The organism is Pseudomonas sp. PA-1-3F (assembly GCF_021609665.1).
In the GTDB taxonomy this organism is placed as follows: Bacteria; Pseudomonadota; Gammaproteobacteria; order Pseudomonadales; family Pseudomonadaceae; genus Aquipseudomonas; species Aquipseudomonas paracarnis.
The window spans coordinates 59417-78301 of record NZ_WJZD01000016.1; the positions used below are offsets into that span (position 1 = coordinate 59417).

Annotated in this window: 19 protein-coding genes; 12 read left to right on the top strand and 7 right to left on the bottom strand. The window is 58.3% G+C overall.

What is annotated here, in order from left to right; genetic code table 11:
• Positions 1–87: 87 nt before the first annotated feature.
• The 3 genes from rsxB to GIV26_RS13610 all read left to right on the top strand — a co-directional run bounded on the left by rsxB (position 88) and on the right by GIV26_RS13610 (position 2045).
• Complete coding sequence (gene rsxB, locus GIV26_RS13600; RefSeq protein WP_197880427.1) at positions 88–1056, top strand: electron transport complex subunit RsxB; 969 nt, start codon at positions 88–90, stop codon at positions 1054–1056.
• Between the two features lie 60 nt (positions 1057–1116).
• On the top strand, positions 1117–1755 hold the full coding sequence (gene nth / locus GIV26_RS13605) for an endonuclease III (RefSeq protein WP_003188989.1): 639 nt from the start codon (positions 1117–1119) through the stop codon (positions 1753–1755).
• 107 nt (positions 1756–1862) lie between these two features.
• Positions 1863–2045 carry a PA3496 family putative envelope integrity protein gene (locus tag GIV26_RS13610; protein WP_014717144.1) on the top strand — a complete coding sequence of 61 codons (183 nt, stop codon included), beginning with the start codon at positions 1863–1865 and terminating at the stop codon, positions 2043–2045.
• An 83-nt stretch (positions 2046–2128) separates the two neighbouring features.
• On the opposite strand, the gene GIV26_RS13615 is transcribed toward GIV26_RS13610, so the two are convergent.
• From GIV26_RS13615 to GIV26_RS13625, 3 genes are all read right to left on the bottom strand, one after another.
• The gene (locus GIV26_RS13615) at positions 2129–2761 is read right to left on the bottom strand and encodes a response regulator transcription factor (RefSeq protein ID WP_003188986.1); all 633 of its coding nucleotides are present in this window, start codon (positions 2759–2761) and stop codon (positions 2129–2131) included.
• A gap of 614 nt (positions 2762–3375) precedes the next feature.
• Positions 3376–4593, bottom strand: a complete 1218-nt coding sequence (locus GIV26_RS13620) for an argininosuccinate synthase (RefSeq protein ID WP_003188984.1) — start codon at positions 4591–4593, stop codon at positions 3376–3378.
• Positions 4594–4722: 129 nt separating this feature from the next.
• Positions 4723–5631 carry a flagellar protein MotY gene (locus GIV26_RS13625; RefSeq protein WP_236281091.1) on the bottom strand — a complete coding sequence of 303 codons (909 nt, stop codon included), beginning with the start codon at positions 5629–5631 and terminating at the stop codon, positions 4723–4725.
• Between the two features lie 156 nt (positions 5632–5787).
• Between GIV26_RS13625 and pyrC the strand changes: the two genes are divergently transcribed.
• Positions 5788–6834: a dihydroorotase gene (gene pyrC / locus GIV26_RS13630; protein ID WP_032893318.1), complete on the top strand. Its 1047-nt coding sequence runs from the start codon at positions 5788–5790 to the stop codon at positions 6832–6834.
• Positions 6831–7502 (top strand): ribonuclease T, encoded by a 672-nt coding sequence (rnt, locus tag GIV26_RS13635; protein WP_003188980.1) that lies wholly within the window; start codon positions 6831–6833, stop codon positions 7500–7502. The genes pyrC and rnt overlap by 4 nt, the downstream gene beginning before the upstream one ends.
• Before the next feature lie 65 nt (positions 7503–7567).
• On the opposite strand, the gene GIV26_RS13640 is transcribed toward rnt, so the two are convergent.
• Positions 7568–8170, bottom strand: coding sequence for a peroxiredoxin (locus GIV26_RS13640; protein ID WP_003172097.1), 603 nt, complete (start codon positions 8168–8170; stop codon positions 7568–7570).
• 243 nt (positions 8171–8413) lie between these two features.
• Here GIV26_RS13640 and GIV26_RS13645 point away from each other — a divergent pair, with 243 nt between their 5' ends.
• Both GIV26_RS13645 and bfr read left to right on the top strand, forming a co-directional pair.
• Positions 8414–8632 carry a bacterioferritin-associated ferredoxin gene (locus GIV26_RS13645; protein ID WP_017526354.1) on the top strand — a complete coding sequence of 73 codons (219 nt, stop codon included), beginning with the start codon at positions 8414–8416 and terminating at the stop codon, positions 8630–8632.
• Between the two features lie 200 nt (positions 8633–8832).
• Positions 8833–9303, top strand: a complete 471-nt coding sequence (gene bfr, locus GIV26_RS13650) for a bacterioferritin (protein ID WP_054898039.1) — start codon at positions 8833–8835, stop codon at positions 9301–9303.
• Between the two features lie 176 nt (positions 9304–9479).
• Here bfr and grxD read toward each other — a convergent pair whose 3' ends face one another.
• Both grxD and GIV26_RS13660 read right to left on the bottom strand, forming a co-directional pair.
• Positions 9480–9818: a Grx4 family monothiol glutaredoxin gene (grxD, locus tag GIV26_RS13655; RefSeq protein WP_054898038.1), complete on the bottom strand. Its 339-nt coding sequence runs from the start codon at positions 9816–9818 to the stop codon at positions 9480–9482.
• 77 nt (positions 9819–9895) lie between these two features.
• The gene (locus tag GIV26_RS13660) at positions 9896–12004 is read right to left on the bottom strand and encodes a molybdopterin oxidoreductase family protein (RefSeq protein WP_236281094.1); all 2109 of its coding nucleotides are present in this window, start codon (positions 12002–12004) and stop codon (positions 9896–9898) included.
• Positions 12005–12437: 433 nt separating this feature from the next.
• On the opposite strand from GIV26_RS13660, the gene argF reads away from it, so the two are divergent.
• Entirely contained in the window at positions 12438–13358 is a 921-nt protein-coding gene (argF, locus tag GIV26_RS13665; protein ID WP_034126463.1) for an ornithine carbamoyltransferase, read from the top strand.
• Complete coding sequence (locus GIV26_RS13670) at positions 13355–14464, top strand: ABC transporter ATP-binding protein (protein ID WP_034126462.1); 1110 nt, start codon at positions 13355–13357, stop codon at positions 14462–14464. Before argF ends, GIV26_RS13670 begins: the two co-directional genes overlap by 4 nt.
• 134 nt (positions 14465–14598) lie before the next feature.
• Here the strand turns inward: GIV26_RS13670 and ybaK are convergent, their stop codons facing one another.
• A complete protein-coding gene (gene ybaK / locus GIV26_RS13675; RefSeq protein WP_014717137.1) occupies positions 14599–15069 on the bottom strand; it encodes a Cys-tRNA(Pro) deacylase in 471 nt (156 codons plus the stop codon).
• Positions 15070–15394: 325 nt separating this feature from the next.
• Between ybaK and GIV26_RS13680 the strand changes: the two genes are divergently transcribed.
• From GIV26_RS13680 to GIV26_RS13690, 3 genes are all read left to right on the top strand, one after another.
• The gene (locus GIV26_RS13680; protein WP_014717136.1) at positions 15395–16252 is read left to right on the top strand and encodes an MIP/aquaporin family protein; all 858 of its coding nucleotides are present in this window, start codon (positions 15395–15397) and stop codon (positions 16250–16252) included.
• Between the two features lie 76 nt (positions 16253–16328).
• The gene (glpK, locus tag GIV26_RS13685) at positions 16329–17834 is read left to right on the top strand and encodes a glycerol kinase GlpK (RefSeq protein ID WP_032893327.1); all 1506 of its coding nucleotides are present in this window, start codon (positions 16329–16331) and stop codon (positions 17832–17834) included.
• 93 nt (positions 17835–17927) lie between these two features.
• A complete protein-coding gene (locus tag GIV26_RS13690; RefSeq protein WP_003188962.1) occupies positions 17928–18683 on the top strand; it encodes a DeoR/GlpR family transcriptional regulator in 756 nt (251 codons plus the stop codon).
• Positions 18684–18885: the final 202 nt, after the last annotated feature.

Sequence of the window (18885 nt, forward strand, 5' to 3'; positions counted from 1 at the left end):
CTCTGCAAAATGCCCCGCTGTTGCTAACGGCGGGGCTTCTCAGCTTGCCCTCCTCCCTGGGCCGGGCGTCAACGCTATGATCACAGCATGAACCTCATTCAACGTATCGACGCGCTGCTGCCGCAGACTCAATGCGGCAAGTGCGGGCACCCGGGTTGCAAGCCTTACGCAGAAAGCATCGCTAAAGGCGAAGCCATCAACAAGTGCCCGCCCGGTGGGCAGGAAACCATTGAGGGGCTCGCGCAACTGCTGCGCCTGCCGGTACTGGAGCTGGACACCAGCCGTGGAGATGCGCCTGCGCAAGTCGCCTATATCCGCGAGGGCGAATGCATCGGCTGTACCAAATGCATCCAGGCCTGCCCGGTGGACGCCATTGTGGGTGCCGCCAAGTTGATGCACACCGTGATTGTCGACGAGTGCACCGGTTGCGACCTGTGTGTTGCGCCCTGCCCTGTCGACTGTATCGAGATGCGCCCGCTTGCTGACGTTGTGCCTATCGTCGGTGACTTGGCCAGCAACGATGATGAACGGCGTGCACGCGACCTCAAACGCAACCGGGCGCGGCGACGCTTCGAACAACGTAGCGCCCGCCTGCAACGTGAAGAAGCCTGCAAGCTCGCCGAACGCCTGGCACGAGCCAAGCGCGCAGCGCCGATGGAGGTTGCACCGGCCGATAACACTCAGGCCGCTCAGGACGCTGCGATCAAGCAGGCCAAAAGCAGCGTCGCCATGAGTCGCGCTCAGTTGCACAAATCCTTGAAAGCGTTTGGGCATCCGCCGACCTTTGAGCAACAGTCGCAATTGATTATGCTGCAGCGACAGTTCGAGGCATCCGAGCAGGCGCTTGCCGCACTGGAGGCCAACACCTCACCGCAGCCACCGAAGACGGCCACAAAAAGCGCCGAGTTCAAGCGCGCAAAAATCCAGCTGGCCATGCGCCGTGCAGCGTTGAAAAAGGCTCAGGATCACCATGCTGAAGAGCATCAATTGGCAACCTTGAAAGCTGCATTGAATGACGCCGAGCAAACGCTGCAAGATGCCGAGGCCAACGGCTGACCCACTGCGCTGTGTATTACTAACATCACGCCGACCGCCTGCAAGGAAACGTCTGTCCCTATGAATGCCGCAAAACGCCTGGAAATCTTCCGCAGGTTTCACGAAGACAATCCGGAACCGAAAACCGAACTGGCCTACTCCTCACCGTTCGAATTACTGATTGCGGTGATCCTTTCGGCTCAATCCACGGACGTTGGCGTTAACAAGGCCACGGCGAAGTTGTACCCTGTGGCCAATACACCCGCCGCGATTTACGCTCTGGGTGTGGAAGGCCTGTCCGAATACATCAAGACCATCGGCCTGTATAACAGCAAGGCCAAGAATGTGATCGAAACGTGCCGCCTGCTGTTGGAGCTGCATGGAGGCGAGGTACCACAAACCCGCGAAGCCCTCGAAGCCTTGCCTGGCGTGGGCCGCAAAACGGCAAACGTGGTGCTCAATACGGCGTTTCGGCAGTTGACCATGGCGGTGGACACGCACATTTTCCGCGTCAGCAACCGAACCGGCATTGCACGGGGCAAGAATGTGGTTGAGGTGGAAAAGCAATTGATGAAGTTCGTGCCCAAGCCCTATCTGCTCGACTCCCACCATTGGCTGATCCTGCACGGACGCTACGTTTGCCAGGCCCGCAAGCCGCGCTGCGGCAGCTGCCGTATCGAAGACTTGTGCGAATACAAGGACAAGACCTCCGACGATTGAGCGATCATTGGTTTTTGTGATCAGACGATTGAAAAAATCTTTTTTACCCGTTCGCGGATTATCGCTATAAGGAGCCCCAACGGCAGTCTTAGCCTGGAGTTGACCTTATGAGCGCTGGCAACGAACAACTGGAAGTGGAAGACGACCTCGTTGAGTCGGATGACGATGTGGTAGAGGCACCTGTGGCAGAGGTGGCCAAGACCAATTTAAGCAAACGCCGCACTATCGACAATCTTCTGGAAGAGCGACGCTTGCAAAAACAGCTGGCCGATTACGACTTCGATCTCTGATCGAGCCGTTGACGGCCGGAAGCCTCCCTGACGGAGGCTTTTTTCTGCCGGTTACACGGGTATTCAAGGGGGGCAATATCCTCCTAGACCAAGCCGTTGCGCTGGGCCAGTTCGATCAGGTCCACGAGGGACCTGGCATTGAGCTTGAGCAGCAAGCGCGTCTTGTAGGTACTGACGGTTTTGTTGCTGAGGAACATGCCATCGGCAATTTCCTTGTTGGTTTTGCCACGGGCCAGTTGCTGCAGCACCATCATCTCCCGTCCCGATAAGCGTTCGACCATGTCGGCTTCACTGGCATTGCCCATGGTTGACCGCACTGAGTTGAGCGCCTGGTTCGGGAAATAGCTATAGCCGGAAAGCACCGCCTTGATGGCACTGAGCAACTCTGTCAGATCCTGCTGCTTGCACACATAGCCGGCGGCACCCGCCTGCATGCAGCGCATGGAAAAATGGCCAGGCGCCTGGGACGTCAGCACCAGCACCTTGAACGAGACGGCTTGCTTGGTCGAAGCCAGCCGACAAATAACTTCCAGACCGTCGAGCTTGGGGATTCCGATATCCAGTATCACAATATCCGGCATATGTTCCCGTGCAAGTTGCAACGCATCGACACCGTTATCAGTCTCGGCAACGACCTCATAACCATGACGCTCCATTAGCATGCGCACAGCAAGACGAATGACGGGATGATCATCCACGATCAGCACTTTATTCATGAGAAAGTCCAATTTCGCTGTTCGAATTATTTAGAGCAAACACAATAGCCTAGTCGATTACTAGTTGGCATAGCATTCCCCCCCGAGCAAGAGCAGGCAGAGACCCAACCCACAAGAAGATAGGAATTAGCCTACAAAAATTCGCCAACTTAGATGCATAGAGCTTTATGGTTGCTTTCAGACCTTTCTCGACGCGTACATATTTTGAGTGAAAGATCATGACCATCAGCCCGTGAAAGTAAACGTGCCGCACAAGTCTTTCAGGAAATACCCCTTGTTTGTCGCAATGGCGCCAGCAAACCGCCCCGAAAAAACTATCCGCATTAGTTCCATTTAACATATTTCGACACTTCCATAATTCCTACAGAAAATTCAACAACTCACATATCCATTGCAGCTACATGAGTGAATTTTCTGTCAGACATAGTTCCTCCTCAGATGTAAAAAATCATTCAACCTTAAAAACATAAAGATAAACTGGATAATAATTGCGCAAGTTACGGAAAAATCCTTAAACACACGCTAAACGCTAATAAACAGCGCCGCATCTAAAATCCAGGCAAAAAAAAATGACCCCTTGCAAAAGGGGCCATTTTTCACGACGGGCGCACGGTTCAGAACAACGAGCGGCCCTTGTTGGCAGCAATGCGCATGCGCAGTGCGTTCAACTTGATGAAGCCTGCCGCGTCCGCCTGATTGTAGGCGCCGCCGTCTTCTTCGAAGGTGGCGATGTTGGAGTCGAACAGCGACTCATCGGACTTGCGGCCGGTGACGATCACGTTGCCCTTGTACAGCTTCAGGCGCACGACACCGTTCACGTGGGCCTGGGAAGCGTCGATCATCTGTTGCAGCATCAGACGCTCAGGGCTCCACCAGTAACCGGTGTAGATCAGGCTGGCATACTTGGGCATCAGCTCGTCTTTAAGGTGGGCGACTTCACGGTCCAGGGTGATGGACTCGATGGCGCGGTGGGCACGCAGCATGATGGTGCCGCCCGGGGTTTCGTAGCAACCGCGAGACTTCATGCCCACATAACGGTTCTCGACGATGTCGAGACGGCCGATACCATGCTGACCGCCGATACGGTTCAGGGTCGCCAGTACGGTGGCCGGGGTCATTTCAACGCCGTCCAGCGCAACGATGTCACCGTTGCGGTAAGTCAGTTCCAGGTACTGCGCCTTGTCTGGAGCGTTCTCCGGGGAGACCGTCCATTTCCACATATCTTCTTCGTGCTCGGTCCAGGTGTCTTCCAGCACGCCGCCTTCATAGGAAATGTGCAGCAGGTTGGCGTCCATTGAGTACGGCGACTTCTTCTTGCCATGGCGCTCGATCGGAATAGCGTGCTTTTCAGCGTAATCCATCAGCTTTTCACGGGACAGCAGGTCCCATTCACGCCACGGCGCAATGACTTTAACGCCTGGCTTGAGTGCGTAGGCACCCAGTTCGAACCGTACCTGGTCGTTGCCCTTGCCGGTGGCGCCGTGAGAAATGGCGTCGGCGCCCGTTTCGTTGGCGATCTCGATCAGGCGCTTGGCGATCAGCGGACGTGCGATGGAGGTACCCAGCAGGTACTCACCTTCGTAGACAGTGTTGGCGCGAAACATCGGAAAAACGAAATCGCGGACGAACTCTTCGCGCAGGTCGTCAATGTAGATCTCTTTCACGCCCATGGCTTGCGCCTTGGCACGTGCAGGTTCGACCTCTTCACCCTGACCCAGGTCAGCGGTGAAGGTCACCACTTCACAGTTATAAGTATCCTGCAGCCACTTGAGGATCACCGAAGTGTCCAGGCCGCCGGAATACGCGAGAACGACCTTGTTTACGTCGGCCATGCCATCACTCCACGGGGTTGTACGGAAAGGCGACGATTCTACCGATCAAAACCGTGAAATTACAGGGGCGCGACAGCAAATGAAGATAAAGCGACAGATTATGTCGAGTGGGCGACCGATGGTCGCCTCTTATGAGGTAGCCACCGGGTTGCTCGGCGCAGTGGCCTGAGGCGCCGGTTTCTCTGGGGCAGCCACCCGCTCAAGCTGAATATTTACACGGCGGTTACGCGCACGGTTGGTGGCATTAGTGTTGGGCGCCAAGGGGTAGCTTTCGCCATGGAAGCGCATCGTGATTTGCGATTCCTGAATGCCGTTGGCCTTGAAGTAGTCCATCACCGCCAGGGCGCGGCGCCGTGAGACGTCACGGTTGGTCAGGCGATTGCCACTGTTGTCGGAATGACCGTTCAACTCGACATGATTGACCGTGGGATCGGCTTTCATGAATGCCAGGATCACCGACAACTTCTTCTTGGCCGCCGCGTCCAGCTCAATACCACCACCGGGGAAGCCCACTTCAGTCTGTTTGACCTGGTCGTAATTCATGGGCAGCAGCTTGGTGGTGCACACCTGATAATCGTTGTACGCCTTGTTGAACTTCACAGGCAGCAGGCGAATTTCCGAGTAGCCGCCTTGACGCCCGTAATGCCGCACGGTCGGGCTGCGCCCTTCAAGCAAACCCGTGAACAGGCGGCCGGCCTGGGCCTGGGAGCTATTGAACAGGACGTCGCCGCTGCCGACACGCACGGCCCCAAGGTTGATATCACCTCGGCCCGGCTGCCACGGCGCGGCCGCGGCCAATAAGGTTGCCGAGCCGGCGCCGAGGGTGCCGCCATAGGTTTTCAGACGAAACGTTGCCTGCTCGCCGGCCCGGCGCACGAACTCACCGGAACCGAAATCGGTGATCGGCTGGGTCAGGCGGCACTCGAACTGATCGCCCTCTACCTTCCACTCAATATTCTCCAGACGTGTCTGGAACGTGAGGGCCGCCGCAGGCAGGCTGGCGAACACACTGAGCAGGGCTAGATAATACTGGCGCACGGGAGGCTCCACTGGTTTCTACAACACTTCAAAGCGTCATACATCGTTAAGGCATACCCGGAGATATCGGTAGCATCCGGCAAAACTTGATAGCGAGTGCCTGCAAGAGTCTTTTCCGGTAGCATTCCCACCAGATTGACCCGCCTGGAATCCCCAATGTCCGACCGCCTGACCCTGCTGCGTCCCGACGACTGGCATATTCATCTTCGCGATGGTGCTGCGTTACCCCAAACCGTGGCCGATGTGGCCCGCACGTTTGGCCGTGCCATCATCATGCCTAACCTGGTACCTCCGGTGCGCAATGCCGCAGAAGCCGACGCCTATCGCCAGCGCATCCTCGCTGCACGACCGGCCGGCAGCCGCTTCGAACCGTTGATGGTGCTCTACCTGACCGACCGCACCCAGCCTGAAGAAATTCGTGAAGCCAAGGCCAGCGGTTATGTGCACGCCGCCAAGCTGTACCCGGCAGGTGCGACCACCAACTCCGATTCCGGTGTAACCAGTATCGACAAGATCCTGCCGGCGATCGAAGCCATGGCGGAGGTCGGCATGCCATTGCTGATCCACGGGGAAGTCACCCGTGGCGACGTGGATGTGTTCGATCGCGAAAAAATCTTCATCGATGAACACATGCGTCGTGTGGTCGAGTTGTTCCCTACGCTCAAAGTGGTGTTTGAACACATCACCACCGCCGATGCGGTGCAGTTCGTCAGCGAAGCGTCGGCCAACGTTGGCGCGACCATCACCGCTCATCACCTGCTCTACAACCGCAACCACATGCTGGTGGGCGGGATTCGGCCGCATTTCTATTGCCTGCCTATCCTCAAGCGCAATACCCACCAGGTGGCACTGCTGGATGCCGCCACCAGCGGCAGCCCGAAGTTCTTCCTCGGCACCGACTCTGCGCCACACGCCCAGCACGCCAAGGAAGCCGCATGCGGCTGCGCCGGCTGCTACACCGCGTTTGCCGCCATCGAGTTGTACGCCGAAGCTTTCGAACAGCGTAACGCGCTGGACAAACTCGAAGGTTTCGCCAGCCTCAACGGCCCGCGTTTCTACGGCCTGCCGGCGAATACCGACCGCATTACCCTGGTCCGTGAAGACTGGACCGCCCCTGCCAGCCTGCCGTTTGGCGAGCTGACCGTTATCCCGCTGCGCGCCGGTGAAACACTGCGCTGGCGCCTGCTGGAGGAAAGCAAGTGAGTGAAGACCATTACGACGACGAACAAGAGCACGGCGGTGGCGGCTCGCGCCATCCGATGGCCGAGCGTTTTCGCGGCTATCTGCCGGTCGTCATCGACGTAGAAACCGGTGGTTTCAACTGCGCCACCGATGCCTTGCTGGAAATTGCCGCAACCACCATCGGCATGGACGAACAGGGCTTTGTGTACCCGGAGCACACCCATTTCTTTCGCGTCGAGCCGTTTGAAGGCGCCAATATCGAAGCCGCTGCCCTGGAATTCACCGGGATCAAGCTCGACCACCCACTGCGTATGGCGGTAAGTGAAGAAGCGGCGCTGACCGATATCTTCCGTGGCGTGCGCAAGGCGTTGAAGGCCAATGGCTGCAAACGTGCGATCCTGGTCGGCCACAACAGCAGTTTCGACCTGGGCTTCCTGAACGCCGCCGTGGCGCGGCTGGACATGAAGCGCAACCCGTTTCATCCGTTCTCCAGTTTCGACACCGCAACGCTTGCCGGCCTGGCCTACGGTCAGACCGTTCTGGCCAAAGCCTGCCAGGCGGCCGGTATCGACTTTGACGGGCGTGAAGCCCACTCGGCCCGCTACGACACCGAAAAGACCGCCGAGCTGTTCTGCGGCATCGTCAATCGGTGGAAACAGATGGGCGGCTGGGAAGACTTCAACGACTGAAGGCAAATCCCACGCATAAAAAAACCGGCCTTTTCAGGCCGGTTTTTTTGTACCGTGACGTTGGCTTACAGCTTGCCAGCGTTCTCGGTCAGGTAAGCCGCAACGCCTTCTGGCGAAGCGTTCATGCCTTTGTCGCCTTTTTTCCAGTTGGCAGGGCAGACTTCGCCGTGCTCTTCGTGGAATTGCAGCGCGTCGACCAGGCGGATCAGCTCTTCCATGTTACGGCCCAGCGGCAGGTCGTTGATGATCTGCGAACGCACAACGCCCTTGTCGTCGATCAGGAACGCGCCACGGAACGCCACGCCGCCTTCGGACTCAACGTCGTAGGCCTTGGCGATGTCGTGCTTCATGTCGGCAGCCATGGTGTATTTGACTTTGCCGATGCCGCCGTCGTTGATGGCGGTGTTGCGCCAGGCGTTGTGGGTGAAATGGGAGTCGATGGAAACCGCGACCACTTCAACATTGCGCGCTTTGAAATCGTCCATGCGGTGGTCCAGGGCGATCAGCTCTGAAGGGCAGACGAAGGTGAAGTCCAGCGGGTAGAAGAACACCAGGCCGTATTTGCCTTTGATGGCTTCAGACAGCTTGAAGCTGTCTACGATTTCGCCATTGCCGAGGACGGCTGGTACGTCGAAATCCGGGGCTTGTTTACCGACGAGTACGCTCATTGGATATCTCCTGATATAGGGGTGACGATTGAAGTAAAAGGACCGGTCGAGTCTGCCTGTGGAAACAGACAGAAATATGACGCAATCACGCTTCGTGAAGACCGACCATCATACACCGAAAAAACCGTTCGTCAGCGCACGGGCAATTCCCCCCGGATTGCTGCTGAAACTATTTTGACAATCATTCTCGTTAACATTAAGATCCATCGCACTTAAGCCATAAACCCGCGACGGTTCTCACTTATGTATGTCTGCCTCTGCACTGGCGTCACCGACGGACAAATCCGCGAAGCAATCTATGAAGGTTGCTGCAGCTACAAAGAAGTGCGTGAAACCACCGGCGTTGCCAGCCAGTGCGGCAAATGTGCTTGCCTGGCCAAGCAAGTGGTACGGGAAACCCTGACGCAGCTGCAAACAGCCCAGGCCGCACTCCCCTACTCGACAGAATTTACACACGCCTGATAGGCATGTTTTAAAGAACCGGACCTTGTGTCCGGTTTTTTTATGCCTGTAATTCAATTAGTTAGCGCCAAGACGCGGAACACAAACATTCTTATTCCGATTAATTTTCATTTATTATTCAATAACTTAGGTTTGACACTAGGATTTTCACCGCTCAGACTCTGCCCTATACACAGCTATTACAGGGCAGGACCCCAGTCATGAAAGGCGACATCTCAGTCATCCAGCAACTCAACAAAATCCTTGCCAATGAACTGGTCGCGATCAATCAGTACTTCCTGCATGCGCGCATGTACGATGACTGGGGCCTGGAAAAGCTCGGCAAGCGTGAATACAAAGAATCGATCAAGGCCATGAAGGACGCCGACGCGCTGATCAAGCGCATCCTGTTCCTGGAAGGCCTGCCGAACGTGCAGGACCTGGGCAAGCTGAACATCGGCGAGCACACCCAGGAAATGATCAGCAGCGACCTGGGCTTTGAGCGCAAGAGCCACAGCGACCTGAAGGCTGGTATCGCTCACTGCGAAACCAAGGGCGATTTCGGCAGCCGTGAACTGTTGGAAGATATCCTGGAAGATCAGGAAGAGCATATCGACTGGCTTGAAACCCAGTTGGGCCTGATCGACAAGGTCAGCCTGGAGAATTACCTGCAATCGCAGATGGGCGAATAACTGCGTTTGTTATCACTGTAGGAGCGAGCTTGCTCGCGAAGAACGTCAACGATCACGCAGCGCATCTGATTTAACGCGTTGCCTGGGCGACCTTCGCGAGCAAGCTCGCTCCTACAGAAAAGCTCAAAAAAAGCCCCGCTCTCTTGTGAGAAGCGGGGCTTTTTATTGCTCGCCAATTAGGCGTCAGTCTTGACTGCTGCTTTTTGCGCTGCGTCTTTGATCAGCGCTTGCAGCGAACCATCAGCTGCCATTTCAGTGATGATGTCGCTACCGCCAACCAGCTCACCGGCTACCCACAACTGCGGGAAAGTCGGCCAGTTGGCGTACTTTGGCAGGTTGGCGCGGATTTCAGGGTTTTGCAGGATATCCACGTAAGCGAACTTCTCGCCACATGCCATCACAGCCTGGGACGCTTTTGCGGAGAAACCGCACTGAGGCGCGTTAGGTGCGCCCTTCATGTAAAGCAGAATGGTGTTGTTGGCAATCTGCTCTTTGATCGTTTCGATGATATCCATGGAACACCTCTGCAGGAACTTTGCGACTCACGGGTCGGCACGGTGGCGCATTGTAACGCAAAAATCCAGCAGGATGCTCAGGCCGCCGCCACCTTCACCGGTACGCCGTTGAGCGCCGCATTACCCGACAACTCGTCCAATTGCCGCTCGTCGGTCAAGTCATTGGCACTCGCCCCCGGCTGGCCGCTCGCGATGCTCATCTGCACGCCCGGACGACCGTGGCCCCAGCCGTGAGGCAGGCTGACCACACCCGGCATCATGTCCGTGCTGGCCGCTACTTCCACCTCGACCATACCGATACGCGAACTCACCCGCACCCGCTGGCCATCGCTCAACTGACGGCTAGCCAGATCATCGGGGTGCATCAGCAGTTGATGGCGTGGCTTACCCTTCACCAGCCGGTGATAGTTATGCATCCAGGAATTATTGCTGCGCACATGCCGCCTGCCAATCAATAGCAGTTCGTCGGCCACCGGCACCGGCTGCGCGGCGAAACGCGCCAGGTCTGCCAGGATCACGGCCGGTGCCGCTTGCACCTTGCCATCCGCGGTTTTCAAACGTGCCGCGAGGTTGGGCTTGAGCGGCCCCAGGTCGACCCCATGGGGATGATCCGCCAGCATCGCCACCGACAGTTTATGACTGGATGCGTCACCATAGGCACCCCCACGCAGGCCAAAGTCGATCATCTGTGCCGGTGGCAGGGTGGGCTTGAGCACCGCGCCAGTGTGCGCCGCGAACGCCTTGGCCAAGCCGACAAAGATCTCCCAGTCATGCAATGCACCCTCAGGCTTGGGCAGGATGGCGCGATTGAAGCGTGTGACATTGCGTACCGCGAACAAATTGAAGGTAGTGTCGTAGTGATCGTTTTCCAGCGCCGAGGTGGACGGCAAGATCAGGTCGGCATAACGCGTGGTCTCGTTGATATACAGGTCGATGCTGACCATGAACTCCAACCCGTCCAGGGCTTGTTCCAATTGGCGGCCGTTAGGCGTGGACAGTACCGGGTTGCCGGCCACCGTCACCAGGGCGCGGATCTGCCCTTCACCCTCGGTCAGCATTTCTTCGGCCAGGGCTGACACCGGCAGTTCTCCGCCGTACTCCGGCCGCCCGGACACGCGGCTCTGCCAGCGGTTGAAATGGCCGCCGCTGGTGGAGGCCACCAAGTCCACCGCGGGGCTGGTGCAGAGCGCGCCGCCGACACGGTCCAGGTTGCCGGTCACCAGGTTGATCAGTTGCACCAGCCAATGGCACAGCGTGCCAAACGCTTGGGTCGAGACCCCCATGCGGCCATAACAAACGGCCTTGTCAGCGCCGGCGAAGTCCCTGGCCAACTGGCGAATCTGCTCGGCAGGCACCGCACACTGGCGGCTCATGGCCTCGGCATCGAAGCCGGTAATCGCCTTGCGTACATCATCCAGGCCTTGCACCGGCAAATGGCTATCGCGTGTCAGCCCTTCGGAGAACAAAGTGTTGAGCACCCCAAACAACAATGCCGCATCGCCGCCGGGGCGTACGAACACATGCTGGTCCGCGATGGCTGCCGTCTCGCTGCGCCGAGGGTCGACCACCACCACTTTTCCGCCCCGCGCCTGGATGGCCTTGAGGCGTTTCTCCACATCGGGCACGGTCATGATGCTGCCATTGGAAGCCAGCGGGTTGCCGCCGAGAATCAACATGAAGTCGGTCTGGTCGATATCGGGTATGGGCAACAACAGGCCGTGGCCGTACATCAGGTGACTGGTGAGGTGATGAGGCAGTTGGTCTACCGAGGTCGCGGAAAAACGATTGCGCGTCTTCAACAGCCCTAGAAAGTAGTTGCTGTGGGTCATCAACCCATAGTTATGCACGCTTGGGTTGCCCTGATACACCGCCACCGCGTTCTGCCCATGCCGCGCCTGGATACCCGCAAGCCGCTCGGCCACCAGGGCAAAGGCTTCATCCCAGCCAATCGGCTGCCATTCGCTGCCCACCCGCCGCATGGGTTGGTGCAGGCGGTCCGGGTCATTCTGGATGTCCTGCAGGGCCACCGCCTTGGGGCAGATGTGGCCGCGACTGAAACTGTCCAGAGGGTCGCCCTTGATCGAGGTGATCGCCAGGCTACCGTCTTCGGCTTGGGTGGTTTCCAGGGTGAGGCCGCAGATGGCTTCGCACAGGTGGCAGGCACGGTGGTGGAGAGTCTTGGTCATGGCCAGTCTCTTTTATAGGGGCTTTGACTCAACTATGGGCCGCGACCACTTGGCGCGCCAGCAACCTTCGCGTTGTGAATCGACGGGCATAGGCCAGGGCATGGCTAAGCATGAGCAAATGTTTCAGAAACCTTGTCAGCAGGCGCTGAAACCGACGCGACCTGGCCCAAGCCCGCCCCCGCGCATTGCAAAAGGCCTGGACGCCAGTGTACAAATGGCTCGCTGCTGTCAGGAATTCGTCTTCAAACGCGCGCCAGCGCCCTGCTTGAACACCCCTAAAGCCGTAGCCCTATTGGTAAAACGCGACATTTAATGTCAATATCGCGTCTTCCCCTATTTCGTCGCCCCGTGCGGCTTTCGCCGCAGGTCTCGCCCGTTGTCGCAATAAACAAGGCTTTGAGTATCTGCGGTCTGTTGCAAAAGGTAGTTAATGATGAGCGCAAGGCACTTTCTCTCCCTGATGGATTGCACGCCCGAAGAGCTGGTCAGCGTGATCCGTCGAGGCATTGAGCTTAAAGACCTGCGTAACCGCGGTGTACTGTTTGAGCCGTTGAAAAACCGGGTACTCGGGATGATTTTCGAAAAGTCCTCGACCCGCACACGCCTGTCGTTCGAAGCCGGCATGATCCAGTTGGGTGGCCAGGCCATCTTCCTGTCACCGCGCGACACCCAATTGGGCCGTGGTGAGCCGATCAGCGATTGCGCCATCGTGATGTCGCGCATGCTCGATGCCGTGATGATCCGTACCTTCGCCCACAGCACCTTGACCGAATTTGCCGCCAACTCCCGTGTGCCCGTGATCAACGGCCTGTCCGATGACCTGCACCCCTGCCAGTTGCTGGCCGACATGCAAACCTTCCTCGAGCACCGTGGCTCGATCCAAGGCAAAACCGTGGCCTGGATCGGCGATGGCAACAACATGTGCAACAGCTATATAGAAGCGGCGATCCAGTTCGACTTCCACCTGCGCATCGCCTGCCCTGAAGGCTACGAGCCCAGCGCCGAGTTCATGGCCAAGGCCGATGGCCGTGTGCAACTGCTGCGCGATCCGAAAGACGCAGTGGTCGGCGCGCACCTGGTCAGCACCGACGTCTGGACCTCCATGGGCCAGGAAGACGAAACCGCCAAGCGCCTGGCCCAGTTCGCGCCGTTCCAGGTGACCCGTGCGTTGCTCGACCTGGCCGCGCCAGACGTGCTGTTCATGCACTGCCTGCCCGCCCACCGGGGCGAAGAAATCAGCCAGGACCTGCTCGACGATTCGCGCTCAGTCGCGTGGGATCAGGCCGAGAACCGCCTGCATGCGCAAAAAGCCTTGCTCGAATTCCTCGTACCACCGTCGTACCACCACGCATGAGCCAGTCATTACTGCTGAACCTGCGCAATCTGGCATGCGGCTATCAAGACCAGCGCGTCGTGCAGAACCTCAACCTGCACCTCAACGCCGGCGATATCGGTTGCCTGCTCGGCTCTTCAGGGTGTGGCAAAACCACTACCCTGCGCGCGATTGCTGGCTTTGAGCCGGTGCATGAAGGCGAAATCAGCCTGGCGGGCGAAGTCATCTCCCGTGCCGGTTTCACCCTCGCCCCGGAAAAACGTCGTATCGGCATGGTGTTTCAGGACTACGCGTTGTTCCCGCACCTGAGCGTGGCTGACAACATCGCCTTTGGCATTCGCAAACACCCGCAAAAAGAGCGCGTGGTCGCCGAGTTGCTGGAACTGGTTAACTTGAAAAACCTGGGCAAGCGCTTCCCCCATGAGCTTTCCGGTGGTCAGCAACAACGCGTCGCTCTCGCCCGGGCCCTGGCGCCGGAGCCGCAACTGCTGTTGCTGGATGAACCCTTTTCCAACCTCGATGGCGAACTGCGCCGCAAGCTCAGCCATGAAGTGCGCGACATCCTCAAGGCTCGCGGCACCAGCGCGATCCTGGTAACCCATGATCAGGAAGAGGCCTTCGCCGTCAGCGATCACGTCGGGGTCTTCAAGGAAGGCCGCCTTGAGCAGTGGGACACGCCCTACAACCTCTATCACGAACCGCAGACGCCTTACGTCGCCAGTTTCATCGGCCAAGGGTATTTCATCCGTGGTCGGCTGAACTCGCCCGAATCGGTCAGCACTGAACTGGGCGACCTGCGCGGCAACCGTGCCTACACCTTGCCGACCGGCGCTGCGGTGGACGTGCTGCTGCGACCGGACGATATCGTGTATGCGCCGGACAGCGCGTTGAAAGCCCGGATCGTCGGCAAGACCTTCCTCGGCGCCTCAACGCTGTACCGGTTACAGCTGCCGACCGGCGCTCAGCTGGAGTCGATTTTCCCCAGCCATGCCGATCACCAAGTGGGCGCGGAGGTGGGGATTCGTGTGGCGGCTGAGCATTTGGTGGTGTTCCAGGCATCCGGCAGCACAGCGGCGCAAATTCCTGCTGTTGAGTCAGGCGTGCGCCGCCACAGCGTCGCTCACTGATAAAACCGGGTCGGAATGTAGGAGCTGGCTTGCCTGCGATGCAGACAACTCGGGTTATCTGTTACACCGCGTTGATGCTATCGCAGGCAAGCCAGCTCCCACATTTGATCCTCATAGACTTCAAAGAATGAATATCAGGCCCGCCCGATCGGTGCGAATTTGGCCTGGGTGTGTTCAGCCAACACCGCCGCTGGCAATTCAACTTCCAATCCTCTTCTGCCCGCGCTGACAAAAATCGTTGCAAAGGGTTGCGCCGTTTCATCGATAAACGTGCGCAGCCGCTTCTTCTGACCCAGCGGGCTGATGCCGCCCAACAGATAACCCGTGGAACGCTGCGCCGCTGCCGGGTCAGCCATTTCGACTTTCTTCACACCCGCAGCATGAGCCAGGGCTTTCAAGTCCAGACTTCCGACGACCGGCACAACCGCCACCAACAATTCACCCTTCTCACTGCTCGCCAGCAGCGTCTTGAACACTTGGGCCGGGTCCAGGCTCAATTTTTCCGCGGCCTCCAGCCCATACGAGGCTGCCTTGGGATCATGTTCATAACTATGCACACGATGTTCGGCGCGAACTTTTTTCAACAGGTCCAATGCAGGGGTCATAACGGCTCCGGGCGGGCAAACTGATGGCCAATTCTAGGCCAAGCCTACCTAAAACGCTCTAGCACAGACCTATCACCGCAAAAGCAACGTGCCTTGGCCATGATCATTCACCACACCAATAGTTCGGAAATGACCAATGGTTCACTTTCGACCTTTGACAGCGGTCATTCTTGTCTATATTTTTTCGTTTCCGAATACCGTAGGAATAATTCTCTGGTACTCCGCAGTGAGCCACGATCCAGGATGGGGATCCTTCTCGTGGTGAATATCGCGCAACTGCCCGTTGAGGCCGTGCGCAAGACAAGAACAACAATTGAGGTTTTCCATGACAACTGCTCTTCAACAGCCTTCACTTTCGAGCCAATGCATGGCCGAATTCCTGGGCACCGCGCTGCTGATCTTCTTCGGTACAGGATGCGTCGCCGCGCTCAAGGTCGCGGGTGCGAGCTTTGGCTTATGGGAAATCAGTATCATCTGGGGGGTCGGCGTGAGCATGGCGATCTACCTGAGTGCCGGTATTTCCGGGGCTCACCTCAACCCGGCGGTCAGTATCGCCCTGTGCATCTTTGCCGATTTTGAAAAGCGCAAACTGCCCTTCTATATTCTTGCCCAGGTCGCCGGCGCCTTTTGCTCCGCCGCCCTGGTGTACACGCTCTACAGCAATCTGTTTTTCGATTACGAACAAACTCACCACATGGTCCGCGGCTCCCAAGCCAGCCTGGAATTGGCGTCGGTGTTCTCCACCTATCCCCATGCGCTGCTGAGCACGGCCCAGGCATTCCTGGTGGAGATGGTCATCACCGCCATCCTGATGGGCGTGATCATGGCTCTGACCGATGATAACAACGGCCTGCCACGCGGCCCCCTGGCCCCCCTGCTGATCGGTTTGCTGATCGCCGTAATCGGCAGCGCCATGGGTCCGTTGACTGGCTTTGCGATGAACCCGGCACGGGATTTCGGTCCCAAGCTGATGACCTTTTTCGCCGGTTGGGGTGAAATGGCCTTTACTGGCGGTCGCGATATTCCTTATTTCCTGGTGCCGATTTTCGCTCCGATTGTCGGCGCATGCCTGGGCGCTGCGGCCTATCGCGGGCTGATTGCTCGCCACCTGCCGAGCGCCGCACCGGCTATCGCTGAAGAAACACCTGACACGGCTGTCAACGGCAAGACTCGTATTTCCTGAAAGCGCCAGCCTGGTCCCCTGCCCTTCGCGGCCCAAGCTGATTTCTGACTTCCTTATTTCGTCCAAGGCAATTGACATGACCGACCTTCAGAATAAGAACTACATCATTGCCCTTGATCAGGGCACCACCAGTTCCCGGGCGATCATCTTCGATCGTGACGCCAACGTGGTGTGTACCGCCCAGCGTGAATTCGTCCAGCACTACCCGCAGGCTGGCTGGGTTGAACATGACCCGATGGAAATCTTCGCCACCCAGAGCGCGGTGATGGTCGAAGCGCTGGCGCAGGCCGGCCTGCACCATGACCAGGTGGCCGCCATCGGTATCACCAACCAGCGTGAAACCACGGTGGTCTGGGACAAGATCACCGGCCGCCCGATCTATAACGCTATTGTCTGGCAGTGCCGCCGCAGTACCGAGATCTGCCAGCAGCTCAAGCGCGACGGCCATGAGCAATACATCAGCGACACCACGGGCCTTGTGACCGACCCGTACTTCTCCGGCACCAAGCTCAAGTGGATCCTCGACAACGTCGAAGGCAGTCGCGAACGTGCGCGCAATGGCGAACTGCTGTTCGGCACCGTCGACAGCTGGCTGATCTGGAAATTTACCGGCGGCAAGACCCACGTCACCGACTACACCAACGCGTCGCGCACCATGCTCTTCAACATCCACACCCTGGAGTGGGATGCGAAGATGCTGGAGATTCTCGACATCCCACGGGAAATGCTCCCTGAAGTGAAGTCGTCGTCGGAAATCTATGGCCGTACCAAGAGCGGCATCGCTATCGGTGGCATTGCCGGCGACCAGCAAGCGGCCCTGTTTGGCCAGATGTGCGTGGAAGCGGGCCAGGCCAAGAACACCTACGGCACCGGCTGCTTCCTGCTGATGAACACCGGCGACAAGGCGGTGAAATCCAAGCACGGCATGCTCACCACCATCGCCTGCGGCCCACGCGGTGAGGTGGCCTACGCCCTGGAAGGCGCGGTCTTCAACGGCGGCTCCACCGTGCAATGGCTGCGTGACGAGCTGAAGATCATCAACGATGCCCACGACACCGAATACTTTGCCGGCAAGGTCAAGGACAGCAACGGCGTGTACCTGGTACCCGCTTTCACCGGTCTCGGCGCGCCCTACTGGGACCCGTATGCCCGTGGCGCACTGTTCGGCCTGACCCGTGGCGTACGCGTAGACCACATTATTCGCGCAGCCCTGGAGTCGATTGCCTACCAGACCCGCGACGTCCTCGACGCCATGCAACAGGACTCGGGCGAACGCCTCAAGGCCCTGCGCGTGGACGGCGGCGCGGTTGCCAACAACTTCCTGATGCAATTCCAGGCCGACATCCTCGGCACCCAGGTAGAACGCCCGCAAATGCGCGAGACCACCGCCCTCGGCGCGGCCTACCTGGCGGGCCTGGCGTGTGGCTTCTGGGGCAGCCTGGACGAGTTGCGCGGCAAGGCGGTAATCGAGCGCGAGTTCGAGCCACAGCTGGATGAGGCGGCCAAAGAGAAACTCTACGCCGGCTGGCAAAAAGCTGTGAGCCGCACCCGTGACTGGGAGCCGCACGAAGGCGCCGAATAAGCCAAGCGCTGGCTTACGGCAGGTGTAACTGGCAGGGAGCGGATTCCTGCGTCATCATGGGCCACTTTTGTATGGCAGCCCAAAGGACGCCCCATGAATCTGCCTCCCCGCCAACAACAAATCCTCGAACTGGTCCGCGAACGCGGGTACGTCAGTATCGAGGAAATGGCGCAGCTATTCGTTGTCACCCCGCAAACCATCCGCCGCGATATCAACCAGCTGGCGGACGCCAACCTGTTGCGCCGCTACCACGGCGGCGCAGCCTATGACTCCAGTGTCGAGAACACCGCGTACGCCATGCGTGCCGACCAGATGCGCGACGAGAAGCAACGCATCGGCGAAGCCATCGCCGCGCAGATTCCCGATCATGCCTCGCTGTTCATCAACATCGGCACCACCACCGAATCCATCGCCCGTGCGCTGCTCAATCACAGCCACCTGAAAATCATCACCAACAACCTCAACGTTGCCACCATGCTCAGCGCCAAGGACGACTTCGATGTGTTGCTCACCGGCGGCAATGTACGCCGTGACGGCGGCGTGGTGGGCCAGGCCAGTGTCGACTTCATCAACCAGTTCAAGGTCGACTTTGCCCTGGTGGGCATCAGCGGGATCGACGAGGACGGCAGCCTGCTGGACTTCGATTACCAGGAGGTGCGGGTTTCCCAGGCAATCATCGCCAATGCGCGGCAGGTGATCCTGGCGGCGGACTCCAGCAAATTCGGGCGCAATGCCATGATTCGCCTGGGGCCGATCAGCCTGGTGGACTGCCTGGTGACTGACCAGCAGCCGGTGCCGGCCTTGGTGCAAGTGCTGAATGAGCACAAGGTGCGGCTGGAAGTCGTTTAGCGCCTGTTCAGGCGTCATCGCGGGCAAGCCCGACTCCCACAGTTTGAAATGCGATCAAATGTGGGAGCCGGGCTTGCCCGCGATGACGGCCTCACTCACACCCATACATTCACCTTTGTTCATAATTCTTCCTTTCTCCGCCCTTCGATGAGTTTTTTCAATCGAATTCGGGTGGCTGTGCCCGCAATTATCAGCTACCATT

Excerpts from the sequence above, each read along its gene's own strand:
- rsxB (WP_197880427.1), top strand. The coding sequence starts at position 88 with ATGAACCTCATTCAACGTATCGACGCGCTGCTGCCGCAGACTCAATGC.
- nth (WP_003188989.1), top strand. The coding sequence starts at position 1,117 with ATGAATGCCGCAAAACGCCTGGAAATCTTCCGCAGGTTTCACGAAGAC.
- GIV26_RS13610 (WP_014717144.1), top strand. The coding sequence starts at position 1,863 with ATGAGCGCTGGCAACGAACAACTGGAAGTGGAAGACGACCTCGTTGAG.
- GIV26_RS13615 (WP_003188986.1), bottom strand. The coding sequence starts at position 2,761 with ATGAATAAAGTGCTGATCGTGGATGATCATCCCGTCATTCGTCTTGCT.
- GIV26_RS13620 (WP_003188984.1), bottom strand. The coding sequence starts at position 4,593 with ATGGCCGACGTAAACAAGGTCGTTCTCGCGTATTCCGGCGGCCTGGAC.
- pyrC (WP_032893318.1), top strand. The coding sequence starts at position 5,788 with ATGTCCGACCGCCTGACCCTGCTGCGTCCCGACGACTGGCATATTCAT.
- GIV26_RS13640 (WP_003172097.1), bottom strand. The coding sequence starts at position 8,170 with ATGAGCGTACTCGTCGGTAAACAAGCCCCGGATTTCGACGTACCAGCC.
- GIV26_RS13645 (WP_017526354.1), top strand. The coding sequence starts at position 8,414 with ATGTATGTCTGCCTCTGCACTGGCGTCACCGACGGACAAATCCGCGAA.
- bfr (WP_054898039.1), top strand. The coding sequence starts at position 8,833 with ATGAAAGGCGACATCTCAGTCATCCAGCAACTCAACAAAATCCTTGCC.
- grxD (WP_054898038.1), bottom strand. The coding sequence starts at position 9,818 with ATGGATATCATCGAAACGATCAAAGAGCAGATTGCCAACAACACCATT.
- GIV26_RS13660 (WP_236281094.1), bottom strand. The coding sequence starts at position 12,004 with ATGACCAAGACTCTCCACCACCGTGCCTGCCACCTGTGCGAAGCCATC.
- argF (WP_034126463.1), top strand. The coding sequence starts at position 12,438 with ATGAGCGCAAGGCACTTTCTCTCCCTGATGGATTGCACGCCCGAAGAG.
- GIV26_RS13670 (WP_034126462.1), top strand. The coding sequence starts at position 13,355 with ATGAGCCAGTCATTACTGCTGAACCTGCGCAATCTGGCATGCGGCTAT.
- ybaK (WP_014717137.1), bottom strand. The coding sequence starts at position 15,069 with ATGACCCCTGCATTGGACCTGTTGAAAAAAGTTCGCGCCGAACATCGT.
- GIV26_RS13680 (WP_014717136.1), top strand. The coding sequence starts at position 15,395 with ATGACAACTGCTCTTCAACAGCCTTCACTTTCGAGCCAATGCATGGCC.
- glpK (WP_032893327.1), top strand. The coding sequence starts at position 16,329 with ATGACCGACCTTCAGAATAAGAACTACATCATTGCCCTTGATCAGGGC.
- GIV26_RS13690 (WP_003188962.1), top strand. The coding sequence starts at position 17,928 with ATGAATCTGCCTCCCCGCCAACAACAAATCCTCGAACTGGTCCGCGAA.